16 protein-coding genes are annotated in these 18,831 nt (G+C 36.5%); 7 read left to right on the top strand and 9 right to left on the bottom strand.

The genetic code is table 11. From position 1 onward, the window contains the following. Positions 1-39 precede the first annotated feature (39 nt). The gene (gene asnS / locus ACP5P5_RS06370; RefSeq protein ID WP_428285271.1) at positions 40-1,488 is read right to left on the bottom strand and encodes an asparagine--tRNA ligase; all 1,449 of its coding nucleotides are present in this window, start codon (positions 1,486-1,488) and stop codon (positions 40-42) included. Positions 1,489-1,827: 339 nt separating this feature from the next. On the opposite strand from asnS, the gene rho reads away from it, so the two are divergent. Next, positions 1,828-3,594: a transcription termination factor Rho gene (gene rho, locus ACP5P5_RS06375; protein WP_428285272.1), complete on the top strand. Its 1,767-nt coding sequence runs from the start codon at positions 1,828-1,830 to the stop codon at positions 3,592-3,594. Between the two features lie 71 nt (positions 3,595-3,665). On the opposite strand, the gene rmuC is transcribed toward rho, so the two are convergent. Beyond that, positions 3,666-5,192: a DNA recombination protein RmuC gene (gene rmuC, locus ACP5P5_RS06380; RefSeq protein WP_428285273.1), complete on the bottom strand. Its 1,527-nt coding sequence runs from the start codon at positions 5,190-5,192 to the stop codon at positions 3,666-3,668. A gap of 221 nt (positions 5,193-5,413) precedes the next feature. On the opposite strand from rmuC, the gene mnmH reads away from it, so the two are divergent. Next, positions 5,414-6,481, top strand: coding sequence for a tRNA 2-selenouridine(34) synthase MnmH (mnmH, locus tag ACP5P5_RS06385; RefSeq protein WP_428285274.1), 1,068 nt, complete (start codon positions 5,414-5,416; stop codon positions 6,479-6,481). Then, positions 6,474-7,529, top strand: a complete 1,056-nt coding sequence (gene selD, locus ACP5P5_RS06390) for a selenide, water dikinase SelD (RefSeq protein ID WP_428285275.1) — start codon at positions 6,474-6,476, stop codon at positions 7,527-7,529. Before mnmH ends, selD begins: the two co-directional genes overlap by 8 nt. Positions 7,530-7,585: 56 nt before the next feature. Here selD and ACP5P5_RS06395 read toward each other — a convergent pair whose 3' ends face one another. The 6 genes from ACP5P5_RS06395 to dnaN all read right to left on the bottom strand — a co-directional run bounded on the left by ACP5P5_RS06395 (position 7,586) and on the right by dnaN (position 13,699). Beyond that, the gene (locus ACP5P5_RS06395; RefSeq protein WP_428285276.1) at positions 7,586-8,659 is read right to left on the bottom strand and encodes an iron-containing alcohol dehydrogenase family protein; all 1,074 of its coding nucleotides are present in this window, start codon (positions 8,657-8,659) and stop codon (positions 7,586-7,588) included. A gap of 78 nt (positions 8,660-8,737) precedes the next feature. Continuing rightward, the gene (locus tag ACP5P5_RS06400; RefSeq protein WP_428285277.1) at positions 8,738-10,225 is read right to left on the bottom strand and encodes a glycoside hydrolase family 32 protein; all 1,488 of its coding nucleotides are present in this window, start codon (positions 10,223-10,225) and stop codon (positions 8,738-8,740) included. Between the two features lie 191 nt (positions 10,226-10,416). Continuing rightward, positions 10,417-10,800, bottom strand: coding sequence for a DUF5684 domain-containing protein (locus ACP5P5_RS06405; protein WP_428285278.1), 384 nt, complete (start codon positions 10,798-10,800; stop codon positions 10,417-10,419). Positions 10,801-10,886: 86 nt separating this feature from the next. Then, positions 10,887-11,621 carry a 3-deoxy-manno-octulosonate cytidylyltransferase gene (gene kdsB, locus ACP5P5_RS06410; RefSeq protein ID WP_428285279.1) on the bottom strand — a complete coding sequence of 245 codons (735 nt, stop codon included), beginning with the start codon at positions 11,619-11,621 and terminating at the stop codon, positions 10,887-10,889. 34 nt (positions 11,622-11,655) lie between these two features. Continuing rightward, on the bottom strand, positions 11,656-12,483 hold the full coding sequence (locus tag ACP5P5_RS06415; RefSeq protein WP_428285280.1) for a sterol desaturase family protein: 828 nt from the start codon (positions 12,481-12,483) through the stop codon (positions 11,656-11,658). 100 nt (positions 12,484-12,583) lie between these two features. After that, positions 12,584-13,699 carry a DNA polymerase III subunit beta gene (gene dnaN, locus ACP5P5_RS06420; protein ID WP_428285281.1) on the bottom strand — a complete coding sequence of 372 codons (1,116 nt, stop codon included), beginning with the start codon at positions 13,697-13,699 and terminating at the stop codon, positions 12,584-12,586. A 182-nt stretch (positions 13,700-13,881) separates the two neighbouring features. On the opposite strand from dnaN, the gene ACP5P5_RS06425 reads away from it, so the two are divergent. From ACP5P5_RS06425 to nagA, 4 genes are read left to right on the top strand one after another with little or no spacing between them, the layout of a single operon-like run. Further along, entirely contained in the window at positions 13,882-14,325 is a 444-nt protein-coding gene (locus ACP5P5_RS06425; RefSeq protein WP_428285282.1) for a regulatory protein RecX, read from the top strand. Continuing rightward, positions 14,322-15,254 (top strand): lipid A-modifier LpxR family protein, encoded by a 933-nt coding sequence (locus ACP5P5_RS06430; RefSeq protein WP_428285283.1) that lies wholly within the window; start codon positions 14,322-14,324, stop codon positions 15,252-15,254. The genes ACP5P5_RS06425 and ACP5P5_RS06430 overlap by 4 nt, the downstream gene beginning before the upstream one ends. Before the next feature lie 10 nt (positions 15,255-15,264). Beyond that, positions 15,265-16,053 carry an amidohydrolase gene (locus ACP5P5_RS06435; protein WP_428285284.1) on the top strand — a complete coding sequence of 263 codons (789 nt, stop codon included), beginning with the start codon at positions 15,265-15,267 and terminating at the stop codon, positions 16,051-16,053. Beyond that, entirely contained in the window at positions 16,046-17,158 is a 1,113-nt protein-coding gene (gene nagA, locus ACP5P5_RS06440; RefSeq protein ID WP_428285285.1) for an N-acetylglucosamine-6-phosphate deacetylase, read from the top strand. The genes ACP5P5_RS06435 and nagA overlap by 8 nt, the downstream gene beginning before the upstream one ends. Positions 17,159-17,179: 21 nt before the next feature. Here nagA and merA read toward each other — a convergent pair. After that, positions 17,180-18,831, bottom strand: a 1,652-nt coding sequence (gene merA / locus ACP5P5_RS06445; RefSeq protein WP_428285286.1) for a mercury(II) reductase, incomplete at its 5' end; no start/stop codon positions are given.

Consider the following 18,831-nt stretch of genomic DNA (forward strand, 5'->3'; position numbering starts at 1 on the left):
ACTTTTTTACTATATCACTTATGCCCTTTATGATGAAAATTAGAAATTACAGTTTTTAGGTGTGCGTGCAAAAGGGATTACATCACGAATGTTGGTCATACCGGTAACAAATTGTACCATTCTTTCAAAACCTAATCCAAATCCGGCATGTGGCACAGTACCAAAACGGCGAGTATCTAAATACCAATTCATCTCTTCAACCGGTATGTGCATGTTTTCCATACGTTGCAGCAATTTTTCTAAACGTTCTTCCCTTTGTGATCCACCAACAATTTCACCGATTCCCGGTGCTAAAATATCCATAGCAGCAACGGTTTGTTTACCGGGTTCACAACCATCATTTAGGCGCATGTAGAATGCCTTAATATCAGCAGGATAATTGGTTACAATTACCGGCTTTTTAAAATGCTTTTCTACCAAATAACGTTCGTGCTCGCTTTGCATATCAATACCCCAGCTTACTTCATATTTAAATTTTTTCTTTTTGTATGCAGGGCTATCCAACAAAATTTGTATGGCTTCAGTATAAGTTATTCGCTCAAACCGGTTGTTTACTACAAAATTCAACTTTTCAATCAAACCCATTTCACTGCGCTCATTGGCCGGCTTCTGTTTTTCTTCTTCCGCCAAACGTTGGTCTAAAAATGCCAAATCATCGGCATTGTTTTTCATTACATATTGTATAATGTATTGAATGAACTCTTCGGCTAAATTCATGTTGTCTTCTAAATCACAAAAAGCCATTTCTGGTTCAATCATCCAAAACTCGGCTAAATGGCGAGTTGTATTTGAATTTTCTGCGCGGAAGGTTGGCCCGAATGTGTAAATTTCACTAAAAGCCATAGCGCCCAATTCGCCCTCCAATTGGCCACTCACCGTTAAATTGGTCGATTTCCCAAAAAAATCTTCTTTAAAATTTACTGAACCATCTTCGTTTCTTGGCGTACCATCAAATGTTAATGTAGTAACCCTAAACATTTCACCGGCACCTTCTGCATCGCTGGCTGTAATAATGGGGGTATGTAAATAAATAAACCCACGTTCATTAAAAAACTGGTGTATGGCAAAGGCTAAAGCGTGGCGAATTCTAAAAACAGCACCAAATGTATTGGTTCTAAAACGCAGGTGTGCTATTTCACGTAAAAATTCCAGACTATGTTTTTTGGGTTGTAGCGGATATTTTTCTGCATCACAATCGCCTAATATTTCCACATTTTCAGCCAATAATTCAATTGTTTGTCCTTTTCCCACACTTTTTGCAATGGTTCCTGCAATTTTTAAGGAAGCACCGGTAGTAATACGTTTTAGAATATCATCCGCTAACATACCCAAAGGCACAACAATTTGTAAGTTAAGATGGGTACTACCATCATTTAATGCAATAAATTGATTATTTCTAAAGGTTCGTACCCAACCCATTACCGTAACCTTGGCATCAATGGGTGTTGTTTGTAACAAAGCTTTAATTTTTGTGCGCTGATTGAACATTTGGCCGCTTTTAAAGTTTTAATTGATAACGTAATAAGGGGTAGCAAAAATACAGTAATAATGGGCATGGTTACCCGTTTGTGGTTGACATTGGCTTAAAAAGACATTGTTTTTACTGAAAATGCAGTAAATTTATGTGGTTTTTAAAGAAATTTTTCGTGGTTTTGAAGTTTTTACAGTAACATTGCATCGGAAACAAACTGGTTTGACACGAATTTCAATCCCGCAGACATATCAGTTTATCTCTTTTCCACTTTTACCAATCATTTTCAAGTTTCATTACATTATTAAAAAGAGATTGAGAACGCCAAAGAAACATTTTTCTATTTAACACATTCTATGTACGACATCTTACAACTGAACGACATGCTAGTTCCAGAATTACTGGACATTGCCGAAAACCTAAAAATTAGCAACGCAAAAAAATTAGACAAGCAGGAATTAATTTATAAAATCCTGGATAGTCAGGCTGTTGAAGCCAGTGAAAAGCAAGAAAAAAAAGGAATAAAAAAAGTTTCGGCACGCACCAAAAAAGCAGTTACTGTGAAAACTACTACCGGTAATAGTACGGAAGAAGCTATTGTTATGCAAGATGAACCTGAGTTAGATGCTGAAGCAAATACTCATCATAAAAAAGAAACAGAACGCCCTAACTTACGTCATCGCAAACCTAAAAAAACAGCAGAGGAACCCGTAGCCGAACAAATGGAACTAATTCCAACCAGTTTGGATGAAAAAACTGCTTTACTGGCCCAACAAATGTTAAAAGCTACTGAGGAAAAAGAAAAAGCTGCTCGTGAAAAAGAAAAGAAATCCGGAAGAGAGCACCACCATACATCCAAAACAGAAACCAATACACCTGAAATTGCTGATTTAGAAAGTGAAACCGGCTCATTAATAAAAGAACCTCAGGAAGAGGCTACCATTTTACCCGTTGAGCCTATTACTCCACAACCTAAACCTCAACGCCAACCTATTTTTAATATAGAATTTGATGGGGTTATTAATGGCGAAGGTGTTTTAGAAATGATGCCCGATGGATATGGCTTTTTAAGAAGTAGCGATTACAACTATTTAAGTTCACCCGATGATGTGTACGTTTCGCCTTCACAAATAAAATTATTTGGTTTAAAAACGGGCGATACTGTTACCGGCGCTGTCCGCCCACCCAAAGAAGGAGAGAAATACTTTGCTTTATTAAAAGTAGATGCCATTAATGGTAAACGCCCCGATGAAGTACGCGACCGTGTACCTTTTGATTATTTAACGCCACTTTTCCCATACGAAAAACTAAACCTGTTTACCAATCCCAACGATTTTAGCACCCGCATCATGGATTTATTTACACCCATTGGTAAAGGACAACGCGGATTAATTGTAGCCCAACCCAAAGTTGGTAAAACCATGTTATTGAAAGCCGTGGCAAATGCTATAGCAGCCAACCATCCGGAATGCTATTTAATGGTGGTTTTAATTGATGAGCGACCAGAAGAGGTTACCGATATGGAACGCAGTGTTAAAGCAGAAGTAATTGCTTCTACCTTTGATGAACCTGCTGAAAAGCATGTAAAAGTTTCAACCATTGCTTTACAAAAAGCCAAACGTTTGGTTGAATGTGGGCATGATGTTGTTATATTATTAGATAGTATTACCCGTTTAGCTCGTGCACATAACACCGTTGCCCCCTCGAGCGGTAAAGTATTAAGTGGTGGTGTTGAAGCAAACGCCATGCAAAAACCGAAGCAATTTTTTGGAGCTGCTCGTAAAATTGAGCATGGCGGTTCATTAACCATTTTAGCTACTGCCCTTATTGATACCGGCAGTAAAATGGATGAAGTAATTTTTGAAGAATTTAAAGGAACCGGTAATATGGAATTGGTATTAGACCGAAAACTGGCCAACCGCCGTATTTATCCGGCTATTGATTTAGTAGGCTCATCTACGCGCCGCGATGATTTATTATTAGATAAGGAAACTTTACAACGTATGAATATTCTTCGCCTATTCTTAAATGACATGAATACCGAAGAAGCAATGACAGAATTACTAAAAAGAATGCGTGGCACTAAAAACAACGAAGAGTTTTTAGCCAGCATGAATCGATAAATCCTATGCCTAATGATGAAGTTAAACCCGTACCTGTTCGTACGGGTTTTTTTATGAATGAACTACTTCTATTATTCCGCATTTTCTTCCACATTATCATTCGTGTCATTATCGTTTAAAGCGGGTGCATCTAAAATGGCATTTGCCTGATTGGCCGGCAATGCCTCTACGTTACGCAACTTTCTTTCAATAGCCCTGGTTCTAACTTCCGATTTGTCAATTACATCAGTTGCTTCAATTAATTTCTTTTTGGTTTTAGCTAACACATCACCAAATTGTTTAAAATCAGTTTTAACCGCACCTAATAAATCCCAAACCTCACTGCTTCTTTTTTCAATAGCCAATGTTCTAAAACCCATTTGTAAACTGTTCAACAAGGCGCTAAGTGTTGTTGGCCCTGTAATGGTTATTTTATATTCTTTTTGCAATAACTCAAATAAGCCGGGTACACGTAATACTTCACCAAACAAACTTTCAAATGGCAAAAACATAATTCCATATTCGGTAGTATTTGGTGGATCAATATATTTTTCTTTGATTTCTTTTGCACTGCGTTTAATAGCATTAATAAATGATTTTCGGCTTTCCTCAATTTTTTCCGCATCCCCCTTCTCATAAGCATCTGTTAAAGCCTCATAATCTTCCTTCGGAAATTTTGAATCGATGGGTAACCAAACAATTTTTTCAAAATTACGGCCATGTGGCATTTTAATTGCAAATTCAACCAGCGCACCACTGCCGGGTTTGGTTTTTACATTTCGCTCATATTGTTCTGTGGTTAATAAATCTTCAATAATATTTTGTAATTGATACTCACCTAATACACCTCGTTGCTTCACATTGGTCATTACTTTTTTTAAGTCGCCTACACTTGTGGCTAATGTTTGCATTTCACCCAAGCCCTTATGCACTGCTTCGAGCCGATCACTTACCAATTTAAACGATTCACCTAATCGTTTTTCTAGGGTATCATTTAATTTTTCATCCACGGTTTTTCGCATTTCTTCCAGTTTCTTTTCGTTTCCTTCTTGTAAATTTTTTACAGAAGTTTCAAGGGCTTGTTTCAGTTCACGCATTTTTTCAGTATTGCCTGCATGCTGGTTTTGAATATTGTTTTCAAACAAGGAAAACTGTTCCAACATTCGGTTTTTGTATTCCTTTAAAGCCTCATTTAAGTTGGTTTGAAATAAAGCTAAATTTTGCTGCAATGCAGTAATACCAGCTTGGCCATTTGCATCAATACGTTGCTGAAAATTATTGAAAGAGTTTTCAAGCGTAACCCGAATGGCATTTAGTTTTTCTTCGTTTGCATTAGAAAGTTGGGTTAATTGTAATGTAATGGTTTGTGCAAAATTGTTCAACTGTAAATTAGTTTCAGTGCGTAATGCAGCCGATGCTTCAGCATTTTCTTTACGATTAATGACAAATTCTTCTTTCAAATTTTTTTCAATATCCTTTACGGTAATAAGCCATTGATTTAGTAAAAGTTTTATCTCATTCAATGCTTCATTATTTTTTTGACCGCCAATTTTGCTGAACAATAAAAATTGAACAAGCAAAACCACAATTACAATTACCAAAATAATTAAGGTTAACATGGTTACTTTTTAATTAGCAGTGAGAAAATAGATAGAAAACCATCAGCAGGTAGTTTTTAAAACTTGAATTACCCGCCTGTTTTAATAGAGTACGAATTTAGCCAAATGTGTTATTAATTTTGAATGATGAATTGGTGAAATATATTTTGCCGTGTTGATTTAATTACAATTTTTTACTGAATACTACTGCTGCCATTGCAGTTGCATGTACATTTGTATAAATGGCTATTGAAGTAATAAATATTGAAACTTTTTTACAACTAAGGCAACAATTGCCGGTTTTTGATGTTCGTAGCCCGGGTGAATTTGAACATGCCCATATACCCAATGCCATTTCATTATCATTATTTACAAATGAGGAACGAGCAATTGTTGGAACTCAATATAAACAAATAGGCAAACAACGTGCTATTAAAACTGCTTTACCATTTTTTGCTGAAAAAATGATACCGATGATTGAGACCGTTGAAAAGGTGATAACTAAAAACAAATTTCCTAATGAAATAATAGTGCATTGTTGGCGAGGAGGTATGCGAAGTGCCGGCGTGGCATGGTTATTAAACTTATATGGATTTAAAGTTTATACCCTACAAGGTGGTTATAAAGCTTTTAGAAACTGGGCATTACAGCAATTTGAAAAACACTATCGTTTAAATATTATAGGTGGATATACAGGCAGTGGCAAAACAGAAATTTTAAAAGTTTTGCAACAGCAAGGCCATAACGTTATTGATTTAGAGGCATTAGCCCATCATAAAGGTTCCGCTTTTGGTGGAATTGATATGCCTGCACAACCCTCGCAGGAAATGTTTGAAAATAGCTTGGCTTTGAAATTATATCAGCATACAACTTTAGTAAATAATGCATTCCCCATTTGGTTAGAAGATGAAAGCCAACGTATTGGCATCGTTAATATTCCAATAAAACTATTTGAACAAATGCGGCAATCGACTGTTTATTTTTTTGACATTCCATTTGAAGAAAGATTGAAACACATTATGGAAGGCTATGGTAACGCCCCTAAGGAAAAATTAATTAGCGCTATTATGCGTATTAAAAAAAGATTGGGCGGGCTCGCAACTAAAAATGCCATTAATTTTTTATTGGAAGAGGATGTAAGCAATTGCTTTTCTGAATTGCTTATTTATTATGATAAACTTTATTGGAAAGGCTTACACAATCGCAACAATGTTTTGGAACTGGTGAAAACCATTCCGGCACCGAATACAAATGCACAGAACAATGCCCAATTACTACAAGAATATTTAAATAGTACAGAACATGATTGATACAACACCTATAAAATTAACGGCCTATTCGCATGGTGCCGGATGCGGATGCAAAATTGCACCCAAAGTATTAGATGAAATTTTGCAACACAATACTGCAGCACCAAACTATGCACAATTATTAGTAGGCAATCATTTGAAAGATGACGCAGCTGCATATGACTTGGGAAATGGAACTGCATTAATTAGTACCACTGACTTTTTTATGCCCATTGTGGATGATGCATTTACATTTGGCAAAATTGCAGGTGCCAACGCTATTAGTGATGTGTATGCTATGGGGGGAAAACCCATTTTGGCTATTGCTATTTTAGGATGGCCCGTTGATAAAATTCCGGCTGCTGTTGCAGGGCAAGTAATTGAAGGCGCAAAAGCCATTTGCTTAGAAGCCGGTATTCCATTAGCCGGTGGGCACAGTATTGACAGCCCCGAACCTATTTTTGGTTTGGCGGTTAATGGCATAGTTCCCATTCAACATTTAAAAAGAAATAGTACAGCTAATGAGGGCGATGTAATTTTATTTACTAAACCTTTGGGTATTGGTATTCTGTCCACTTCACAAAAAAGAGGAATACTAACGGAACCCCATTTGCAATTAATGATTAAGCAATTAACACAATTAAATAAAGTAGGCGAGCAACTTGGCAGCATAAGTGATGTACATGCCATGACCGATGTTACCGGATTTGGTTTATTAGGACACTTAACAGAAATGTGCGAAGGCGCATCACTTTCAGCAGAAATTTTTTATAGCAAAGTGCCTGTTTTAGCTGAAGCAAAACAATATTTGTTACAAAAAGCAATTCCGGGAGGTACGAAACGCAATCAAGACAGTTACGGACATAAAATTAATTGGAATGGAAACTATGATAAAGAAGAGGCAATGAATTTTTTAACTGATCCGCAAACCAATGGGGGATTATTGATTGCTGTTTCACAGGAAGGTTTATCATCAGTGCAAGATGTGCTAAGAACAAACCACTTATATGCTGAAGTAATTGGAAAATTTGTTCCTAAGCAATCAACAGCAGTAGTGGTAAAAGACTAATTATTACCTTATTCCGAATACAAAAAAGGCAACACGTTAACGGTGTTGCCTTTTCGTTATAGCTTTTCGTATAATTTTCTAAGTTTATCGCGGGTCATTATTTTTTCCCATTCTTTTCCCAATGCATTTTCCCAAAGCGGTTTCATGCCTAATGATACATTCATCATTGTTTCAAATTGTTCATCGCTAAGGCCTTTACAAATACCGGTAGGAATTTCAACCTTATTTTTTTCAACCATGCGTTTAAATTCTGCAACCCCTTCCGGATAATATTCGTCCAAGTGATTCATTACAATGCAATTACCAATGCCGTGTTTGGTTCCCAACAAATAGCTTAATCCATAACTAACTGCATGGGCTACACCTACTTGCGAATAGGCTATACTCATGCCACCCGCATAAGAAGCCATCATTAGTTGATTATCACTTTCATCATCCCACACATCTTTTTCTAAAAATACGCGTTGACAAAGTTGCAAAGCCTTTTCACCATAACTTTTACTAAATTCATTCAAATAAGTACCTTGCAAGCTTTCAATACAATGGATGTAACAATCCATTCCTGTATAAAACCGTTGGTTTACAGGTGCATCTTTAATTAATTCGGGGTCTAATACAATTTGATCGAAGGGAGTAAAATCTGAATTCATCCCAAGTTTTCTAGTAGGACCGGTTAGCACGGTAGTGCGTGATACTTCAGCACCTGTACCACTTAATGTAGGAATACCTACTTTATAAACACCGGGAGATTTTACTAAGTCCCATCCCTGATAATCGGCTGAAGAGCCCGGGTTTGTCATCATTAACGATACCGCCTTTGCTAAGTCCATTGTGCTGCCGCCGCCAATACCAATAATACCGCTGATGGTACCAAATTCATTTTTAAGTTGCTGGGCTAAAGCATCAACCTGCAATGTTTTGGGTTCATTAGTTACATCAGCATAAATAATAATATCTTTGCCGCGTAATGGAATTCTATTTACTAATGATTTTCCTTTAAAGAAATGGTCAATTAAAAAAATCATGGGTGCATCACCCTTGCGTTGAGGCGATAAAATTTCATCTAACTGATTAAAACAACCGCGTCCATACACCACATAACCAATCATTTTAAAATTTCTAAATTGCATAGTAAAAGTGCTTTTGGATTTAGTACAGGTTAAATTGCTGCCGAAAGCAATACAAATATATTACCCTATTTAGTTTCTTTACCAAATTGATTTCATAGGCCAAAAAGTAACACGCTTAAATAAAGCATTTTCGCCGGTGCTGTATATAGCCACTCCATTATTTTCCTCTGCCGGAAATACTTGTACGGTAAGCACTTGTTCGCCATTATTTACAAATACTTCAACAATACTTTTATCAAAAAAAACCTGCAGTTTTATTTCATTATTCAATAAACGAACCGGGGCAATGCTGATTGGCTTGGCAGCAAAAGCTGCACTAAAATAGTCGGGTGTATTGCTTCTATTAACAACCAATTGTTTATTAGCAGCATTATAACTAATGTCTAATGCAAGACCGTTACCTACTGCAAGTTGTAATCCGGTTTCGCCTGTAGCTGCGGGTTGCATAATAATTTCACTTTCCCATACATTTCCCTTAAAAGGAAGCAGCTCAGTAGTTTTATTTATTTTTTTGTTGGAATAAATAACCGGCTGTTTTCTTAAAGTTGTCAAAGCAGCAACAGGTTGTTGAATGAGTTGCCAAACATCATTAATTTTTTTTAATTGCAAAGTGCGCGGTAATGATGCGGCGCCCTTCCAGGGATAAGTAGGAATTTGATTGGCATAATTCCAGTTATTTACCCAACCTATACTTACCGGTTTTCCAATGGGATTACTATGATAGGCAATGGCAGCATAATAATCAGTTCCATAATCAGGTTTTAAAGTAGTGCCATTGGGTGTTTCACTGGTAAAATTTTTACCATCGAAATTGCCCACAAAATATTGCATGGTTGCATTTTGTGAAGTTAATAAAACCCATTTATAACTTCCCGGCTGGTCATATATAGGCACACGCATTAAATCAGGACATTCCCAAACACCTGTTGTATCGCCGGCAGGACCGAATATGCCAACCTGTTTCCAATCGCGTAAATTAACAGAACTATAAAATGCTATTTGATGGGTTGTAGGATACGACAAACTCATTATCCATTTTTTTTCCGGCGCATACCAAAAAACATTAGGATCGCGAAAATCTTTTTTGTTTTCATTTAACACCGGATTGCTTTTGTATTTTGCCCATTGTAAGCCATTGTCGGTACTATAAGCTAAGTTTTGTGTTTGCAAAGTATCAGTACTACCTGTGTAAATAGCCACTAGTGGTGGATTTTGCACAGAGCCTAAGCCACTGGAATTTTTTGTATCGACTACTGCAGAGCCGGAAAAAATCATAATCCCATTTTCTTCTTCTAAAGCCACCGGCAATTGTTTCCAATGAATTAAATCTTTACTTACCGCATGCCCCCACGACATGTGCCCCCACACATTTGCGAAGGGATTGTATTGGTAAAATAAATGATATTGTCCTTTATAATATACCAGCCCGTTGGGGTCATTCATCCAATTACGTTCAGGTGTAAAGTGAAATTGCGGACGATAGCTTTCACCATATAATTTTAATTGTGCCATTACTGTTCCATTTAACATACAGCATAAGAACAAATAGAGTAAATGTTTTTTCATGCAACTTAATTTAATTGGCAAAGTAGGGGCAGCAAAAGTGATTGGTTTTAATGGATACTAGGAAAGTGCACAGTAATTTATTTCACAAAAATATTGAATAATAAGCCTGCTGCTACGGAAAAAAATATTAAATTCTTTTGAAAATAAAATAGCCTGCCCTTTTCAAAACTATGCTATTAAATAAACGATTTTTATGGGTTAGATGGTACAAAATTATTACCGGCCGGCCCTTTATATGTAGCATTTCCAAAACCTAAAATGGGATAAAAGATAAAAGGAAGAAAAATTAATCCAACGGTAAAACCTTCCTCTTTACCAAAGCTTTTTGCGAGTAAATTTAAAACCCAAATGGCTAACACAATATTTACAATGGGAATAAGCATTAGTAAAAACCACCACCAAGGTTTACCTACTATCCTAAGTAATACAATTATGTTGTAAATAGGAATAATGCAAGCCCAACCCGGTTGATTGGCTTTTTGGAAAATTTGCCATTGCGCTATTAATACTAAAATAATGATTGCCAAATAAGCATAAACAAAAGTGCCAAATACAGCAAAGGGAAATTCGTTCATAAGCAATTTTTTTGAATGAAAGTTTTAAAATGTTTAAGAACAAAATAATTCATTCAAAGAACATTTGCAACAAATTCAAAAAATAATTATTGCATATTTTGTTGTAACAATTGCCCGGCTCTTTCCAAATCTGCGGGTGTATCAATTTCAATCCCCATGTATTCGGTAACCACCATTCTTAATGGTACACCATTTTCTAAATACCGCAAGCACTCAATTTTTTCAGCCGCTTCCAAAGGTGTAATCGGCCATTTTGTAAATTGAAGTAATGCTTGCTTTTTAAAAGCATATACGCCTATGTGTTCGTAATAAACGGGATTTACATTTTTATCGCGTTGATATGGAATAACACTTCTACTAAAAAACAATGCATCCATTTTATTATTTACCGCCACCTTTACATAATTGGGGTCGTTAATTAATGTTTCATTGTTTAATACCTGCATTAATGAGGCTACCTGTACACTTTCATCATTTCTAAAAGCATCTAACAATTTTTGTAGTGGTTGCTTTTGCACAAAAGGTTCATCGCCTTGAACATTTACAATTATATCTACATCTAATTGTTCGGCAGCTTCAGCAATGCGATCGCTTCCGCTTTCATGTTCTTTTTTACTCATCAAAGCTTTACCACCATGTTGAGTAATTTCATTAAAAATAATAGGGCTATCGGTTACTACCCATACATCATTAAATAAACCTGTAGCTACAGTATTGTCATAGGTATGGCGAATAACCGTTTTATTACCCAGTTGTTGCATTAGCTTTGCTGGATATCGAGTAGCAGCATAACGGGCAGGGATTAGCGCAACAATATTCATGTGTTTTTTTTACAAAGATGGCAGATTTCCGGCACTACTTATTGGTTTTTTGAAAAGGGAATTTTAACAACCGCATAAAATTCTCATCATCAGCGTTGGAATAGTATTTATCTAATCCATATTTAATTTTTTGGGGAGACAAATGCCGGAAAGTACCCAGTAGCCGATCCCAAATGGATAATATAGCACCATAATTACTATCGGTATAAGGCTGTTGCCAATGATGGTGAACTTTGTGCATGTTGGGTGAAACAAACAAAAAACTTAATGTATTATCAATCCATTTAGGCAAACTAATATTAGCATGTGTGAATGCAGTTATGGCTACTAATATGGTTTGAAAAATCATTACCGAATACATAGGTGCTCCACTTACCCAAATACCAATAAAGAAAAATAAACCACGTAAAATACTTTCTATGGGGTGATGCCGTAACCCGGTAGTTACATCTACATTGTTATCGGCATGATGAATAATATGAAACCGCCAAAGCCAAGCATTTTTATGTTGCACAAAATGTACTAACCATCCACCAAAAAAATCGAGTGTAATAAAGGCAATTATAATAGTACCCATAATACCTGCATGCAACCAATATACTAAACCAAAACCACTTACTTTACACCAATCACTCAAAGCCACAATGCCAATGGCTAAAAAAGTATGTATAATTAAATGAATGAGCGTGAATATTAAATTTACCCCTGCATGATGCACTTTTGTTTTTTTATAATGCATGGGCAATAAAGGAATTGCTCCTTCTAAAATCCAAAAAAACAATAAACCCGATACTAAAATTATCATCCTTTCTACCGGGTGTTTATCTAAGGTTTGAAAATATTGCACCAGATTTTCAAGCATGGCAAGGCTGTTTTAAAATCAATTTACTAAAATTTTAAAAAGGCACAAAAAAGCCCCGTCTTTCCATAAAGACAGGGCCAACAATTGTGTAAAAACTATATTAATTATTCAGCATTAAAGGCATTACCAACATAACTAATTCCTCATTTTCAGCCTGCTCAGCAGGTTTAATAATACCGGCCTTAGTAGGGGTTGATAATTCAATAACCACTTCAGCAGTTTCTGCAGCATTCAACATTTCAATCATAAATTTAGCGTTGAATGCAATTTGTAATTCACCCCCATCGAATGTACAGGCCATTCTTTCATTACCTTCAAAACTAAAATCAACATCTTGTGCAGTTAAATGCAGTTCGTTACTGGTTATAGTTAAAGCTACCTGATTCGTACTTTTATTTGAAAATACACTTACACGGCGAAGTGCATTTTGAAAATCGGTTTTATTAACTACTAATTTATAAGGATTATCAACAGGTATTACCACTTTATAATCGGGGAAACGAGCATCAATTAACCTACAAGTCATTTGAATTTGGCCATGACTTACAAACAAATGGCTATTATTGTAGCTAAGGCTAATTTCATCATCATTATCCGGCAGGGCATTTTTAAGAAGATTCAACGGTTTTTTTGGAACAATAAACGAGTCATTACCGGTAGCTTTGGCATCGGTACGTTTGTACTTCACCAAGCGGTGTGCGTCAGTTGACACGAATTGAACGGCATCGGTCGATAACTCAAAAAACACCCCCGTCATTGCAGGACGTAAATCATCATTACTAACAGCAAATAAAGTTTTATTAATTGCGGTAACCAAAGCGCTGCTGGTCATTTTAAATGCAGTGGCGTCATCAGCAACGGGTTCTTTGGGGAAATTATCCGGATTTTCTCCCATTACCTTGTACTTACCATTTTCACTGGTAATTTCTATTGAATGGTTTTTATCAATATCAAAAGTTAAGGGCTGTTCAGGAATATTTTTTAGGGTATCCATTAATATTTTAGCAGGAATACAAACTTTTCCATTGGTTTTACTTTCTACTTCTAATTGCACCCGCATTACAGTTTCTAAATCAGTAGCCACCACATGTAGTTTTTTTCCTTCAATTTCAAACAAAAAATCTTCTAAAATGGGCAGTACGGTATTGGCACTAATAACGCCACTAATGTGTTGTAATTGTTTTAAAAGGGAAGATGAGGATACAATAAACTTCATATTTTTCTTAATTTTTGTAATGGCAACAAACCTACTGTAATTTGTTAATATTTCATACACAATTTATGCCCTATTTCAAACAGATTGAACACATTTGACATAGAAAGGCATAGATTTGAATAGCAAAGCTTAAGTTTATAAGTATGCCGCAACTACTAACATGGGAAAAAGCGCTACAAAAAATGAAACATTTTTGTGCTTATAGAGAGCGCAGTCATTATGAGGTAAAAGAAAAATTATATGCGTTAGGGCTACACAAACCCGAGGTTGAAAAAATGCTGAGTTTGTTAATTGAAGACAACTATTTAAATGAAACCAGATATGCTACACTTTTTGCCGGGGGTCATTTCAGGCAAAAAAAATGGGGAAGAAAAAAAATCGAATTTGAATTGAAACAGCAAAAAATCAGCCCCTTCAACATTAAAAAAGCTTTAGCGGTAATTGACGAAACTGAATACAGGCAAACACTTCAGCAACTGGCTTTAAAAAAATGGCAAACCTTACGTGGACAGCAGCCCATTCATAAAATGGCGAAAACACAAGCTTATTTAGTGCAAAAAGGTTATGAGCCCGGCTTAGTGCATCAGCAAATACAATGGTTAAAACAACAAACCACCATTTCATGAAAATTTGGGTATGCTTATTATTCTGTTGTTCCATTTCACAAATTTTTGCCCAAAAAAAAGGCCCTGCTAATTGGCAACATAGCCTATCCATTACTACCGATAATGATGCATACTTACTTCAGTATAACGATAAATATTATACCAACGGTTTATACTTTCAATATAATTTAATTCACCAAAAACAAAATGCCACAGTGGTGCAAAGTATTGAAGCCGGACAAGCTTTATACACCCCTCGTTTACTTACCTTTTACCCCGATAGTGTAGATAGACCGTATTGTGGTTATTTATTCTTAACCTACAAACACTTTCGTTTACAACAGCATTATGGCCTACAATGGAATGTTTCTGTTGGAACAATTGGCAACAATGCTTTAGGGCAAAATTTTCAAAATGGATTACATCATTTATTGGGACTTTATCCGGTAACCGACTGGTATAAACAAGTACAAGTGCCAATTACTGTTAATGCAATGGTTCAATATATGCCCTTTCTTCATGCATTAACACAATCAGATGCTGCCAAAATTATTCCGGTATTTACGGTAAATGCCGGAAACGTTTATACTAATGCAAAAGCAGGTGCATTTTTTGTTTTGGGAAAATTAAACGCCAACACAAACAGTGCCTTGTGGAATGTGCCCGCATACAACCCATCAAAAAGCCATCAAAGCATGGAATGGTTTGTGTACTTTTACCCTGAAATTACTTTACAAGCATACAATGCTACCGTACAAGGCAGTAGCAGTAATACAAGCAACACAGTTGCCGGAACGCCCGAAAAATGGATGTACCAGCAAAATTGGGGAATAGTATTGGCTCAAGGCCATTGGATGGGAAAAATAGAAATTGTTTATCAAACAAAAGAATGTATTACACAATATTTGCCACAACGTTATGCATCCATTCAACTAACCTATTGTTTTTAAAAAAAAGGCAATGAAAAACTTACGCATTAGTTTGGTACAAACCCATTTACAATGGGAAGATATTGCAGGAAATTTGCAACAATTAGAAGCCAAACTACAAGCCATACCTACCGGAACACATATAATTGTTTTACCCGAAATGTTTAGTACGGGTTTTAGCATGCAACCCGAAAGGCTTGCCGAAAGCATGCAAGGCAACACTGTTTTGTGGATGAAAAAAATGGCAGAATTAAAAAAGTGTATTATTACCGGCAGTTTAATTATCCATGAAAACAACTGCTATTATAACCGATTAATTTGGATGTTACCCAATGGCCAAATGGGTTTTTATGATAAACGCCATTGTTTTGCTTATGCCGGAGAAGATAAACATTACACACCTGGCAATAAACGATTGATTGCTTCAGTGAATGGATGGAAAATTAATTTACAAATTTGTTACGACTTACGCTTCCCGGTTTGGGCTCGTCAGCAAGCCAATAATCCACCGGAATATGATGTTTTAATTTATGTTGCCAATTGGCCTGAAAAAAGAATACATGCCTGGAAAAGTTTGCTAATAGCAAGAGCCATAGAAAATCAATGTTATGTAATTGGCGTAAACAGAATAGGTAATGATGGCATTGGCATTGCCCATAGCGGCGATAGTATGGCTATAAACCCATTGGGAGAAATTTTATGGCATGAAGCCAATAAAGAAGCCATTGGAGATGTAACTTTAAGTAGCAATTTTTTAAACGAGGTAAGGTCCCGATTCCCCTTCTTGGCCGATGCCGATAAATTTTCCATTCATGCCTAATGACTATGTATTATACGGACGCCATGTTTTTACCGGCAATGCTTTATTAAACAACCAAGCCATCTACATTCAAAATGGAATCATAAACAACATTGAAACATTTGATAATAATCATTCACCCCAACAAATATTTGACTATATAAGCCCCGCCTTTATTGATGCACAAATTTATGGTGCAAATGAACTACTGTTTTCTGCATTTCCCAATAGTAAAAGTATTTGGGCATTACAAGCACATTGTAAGCAATGGGGTACATTACATTTTTTGCCCACTATTGCCACCAATACAAAAGAAATAATGTATGCCGGTATTGATGCGGCGAAACAATACTGGAGTGAAGGAGGCAAAGGCTGTTTAGGTTTACATTTAGAAGGACCATGGATTAACAAAGAAAAAAGAGGTGCCCATATTGAAAGCCTTGTACATAGCCCCAACATTAACGAAGTAGAAGAACTATTAGCCTATGGCAAGGGTGTTATTAGAATGATAACCTTAGCCCCTGAAGTTTGCAATGAAGCCATTATTGAAATAATAAAACAAGCAGGTATAATTGTATCGGCAGGACATAGTAATGCCAGCTTTGAAGAAGCAACCCATGCTTTTAACAATGGCATACCAACGGTTACCCATTTGTATAATGCTATGAGTCCGTTATCGCATCGAGCACCGGGAATGGTGGGTGCAACATTTTTACATCCAACAGTTTATGCATCTATTATTCCGGACGGTTATCATGTACATTTTGAGGCAGTAAAAATTGCCTGCAAACAAATGCCTAACCGTTTATTTGCTATTACCGATGCTGTTACTACTACGCATACAGGTCCATATCAACACACATTAAACGGTAACAAGTATGAAAGTAATGGCATTTTAAGTGGCTCGGCATTAACGATGCATCAGGCATTTAAAAATTTAGTTAACCGGGTAAATGTAAATATTACGGGTGCTTTGGCTATGTGTTCCACTATACCTGCTACTATGCTTCAAGTTCAACACCAAATGGGTTTCATACAAAAAAATTATGCCGCTAACATCATAGCATTTAACAATGATTTAGAGCTGGTAGGGGTTTTTGAAGCTGCCGCTTTTACTGAAAAGTAAACTATGTATTTAAAAAAAGAGTTACGAAGCACAGCAGCTTAATTTATTCACATCAGTACCAAAGGCAATTGCAGCTAATTTTATGCCTTCACCTAAAGTAAGATAGGGATAGATATTTTCGGCCAACTCTTTAATGGTGGTTTTGTGCTTTATTGCCATAGATAATAACTCAATTAACTCACCACCTTCCGGTGCTACTATTCTGGCACCAATTAACTTATCCGTTGTTTTATTGCGAATTAGTTTAATGAACCCTCGTGTATCATTAGCAGCCAATGAACGAGGTACATTATCCAAAGTTAATTTAGAAACATCATAGGGAATATTAGCGGCTGCAGCCTGCGCCTCATCTAAACCAACACCTGCTACTTGCGGATCAGTAAAAACAACCCAAGGTAAAGCAGCGTAATCGGTTTTATTTTCACTGCCCGTAAATGCATTTTCTACCGCAATTTTGCCTTCATAAGCAGCTGTATACACAAATGCAGGGGTGTTGGCCACATCGCCAACGGCGTAAATGTTGGGTAAATTGGTTTCCATCATTTCATTTACCTGAATTTGGCCTTTCGCCGTTAATTGCAGTCCAATTTTTTCTACCCCCAATTTTTCTGTATTGGCTTTTGTACCTGAAGCTACTACAACTTTTCCGGGTTCCACTAATTGTGTAATTGAGCCATCGGGGCATTTGCAATGGATGATAGTATTGTTACCTGATTTTTCAAATTTAATAGCTCGGAAATTGGGCAATATTTCTATCCCTTCACTTCGCATGTATTTTTCTATTTCTGCACTAATATCTGGTGTTTGAGTACGCAAAACCCTATCCGTGAATTCAATTATTCGCACTTTTGTTCCTAAACGATTATAAGCCATTGCAATTTCCAAGCCTATGTAACCTGCACCCATAATGGTAATACTGTTAGGTTGTTCTTCTAAATCGAATAAAGAAACATTGGTAAGATAACCAATGGAATCCAACCCCTCAATGTTCGGAACATTAGTAGTAGCACCTGTGGCAATAATAAATTTCAGGGCAGTATATTTATCTTTTCCATTCACTACAATTGTTTTTGCATCTTCAAAACCTGCCCATCCATTGATCATGGTAAGCTGTTTAAAATCTTGTACCACATCCATATATTTTTTTTGCTGCAGGGTATGCACCAATGCTTTTTTATCTTTGATTACCTGCGCAAAATCAATGTCAAAGCCTTTGGGTTTGATGCCTGAAAAATTGGAATGTGAGGCATGATAAGCGGCTTCAGCAGCTCTGATTAAAGTTTTAGAGGGTACGCAGCCTACATTCACACAGGTGCCGCCAAAAGGGAGGCCGGCATTCACCATTAAAGTAGAAAGGCCCAGACTCTCTGCACGAATGGCTGCAGAAAAAGCAGCAGAGCCACCACCAATAATTATTAAATCAAAATGATTGGAATTTTCATGATTAGTATTCACTTGTGCCCTATAACTTGCTGAACGATTAATAGCAGCAACAATATCTTCTTTGCTTACTGTTTCCGGGTTAAAAACCACTTCTCCTTTCCCTTCCTGAAACTGAACCTGGGTGCTAATAATGCCCGGATTTGAATGAATAATCTTTTCAACACTGCGGGCACAATGCTCGCAGGTCATACCGGTAATTTTCAACAAAATTTTTTCTTGTTGCGCATCAC

The sequence above is a fragment of the Hydrotalea sp. genome (assembly GCF_049968455.1).
In the GTDB taxonomy this organism is placed as follows: Bacteria; Bacteroidota; Bacteroidia; order Chitinophagales; family Chitinophagaceae; genus Hydrotalea.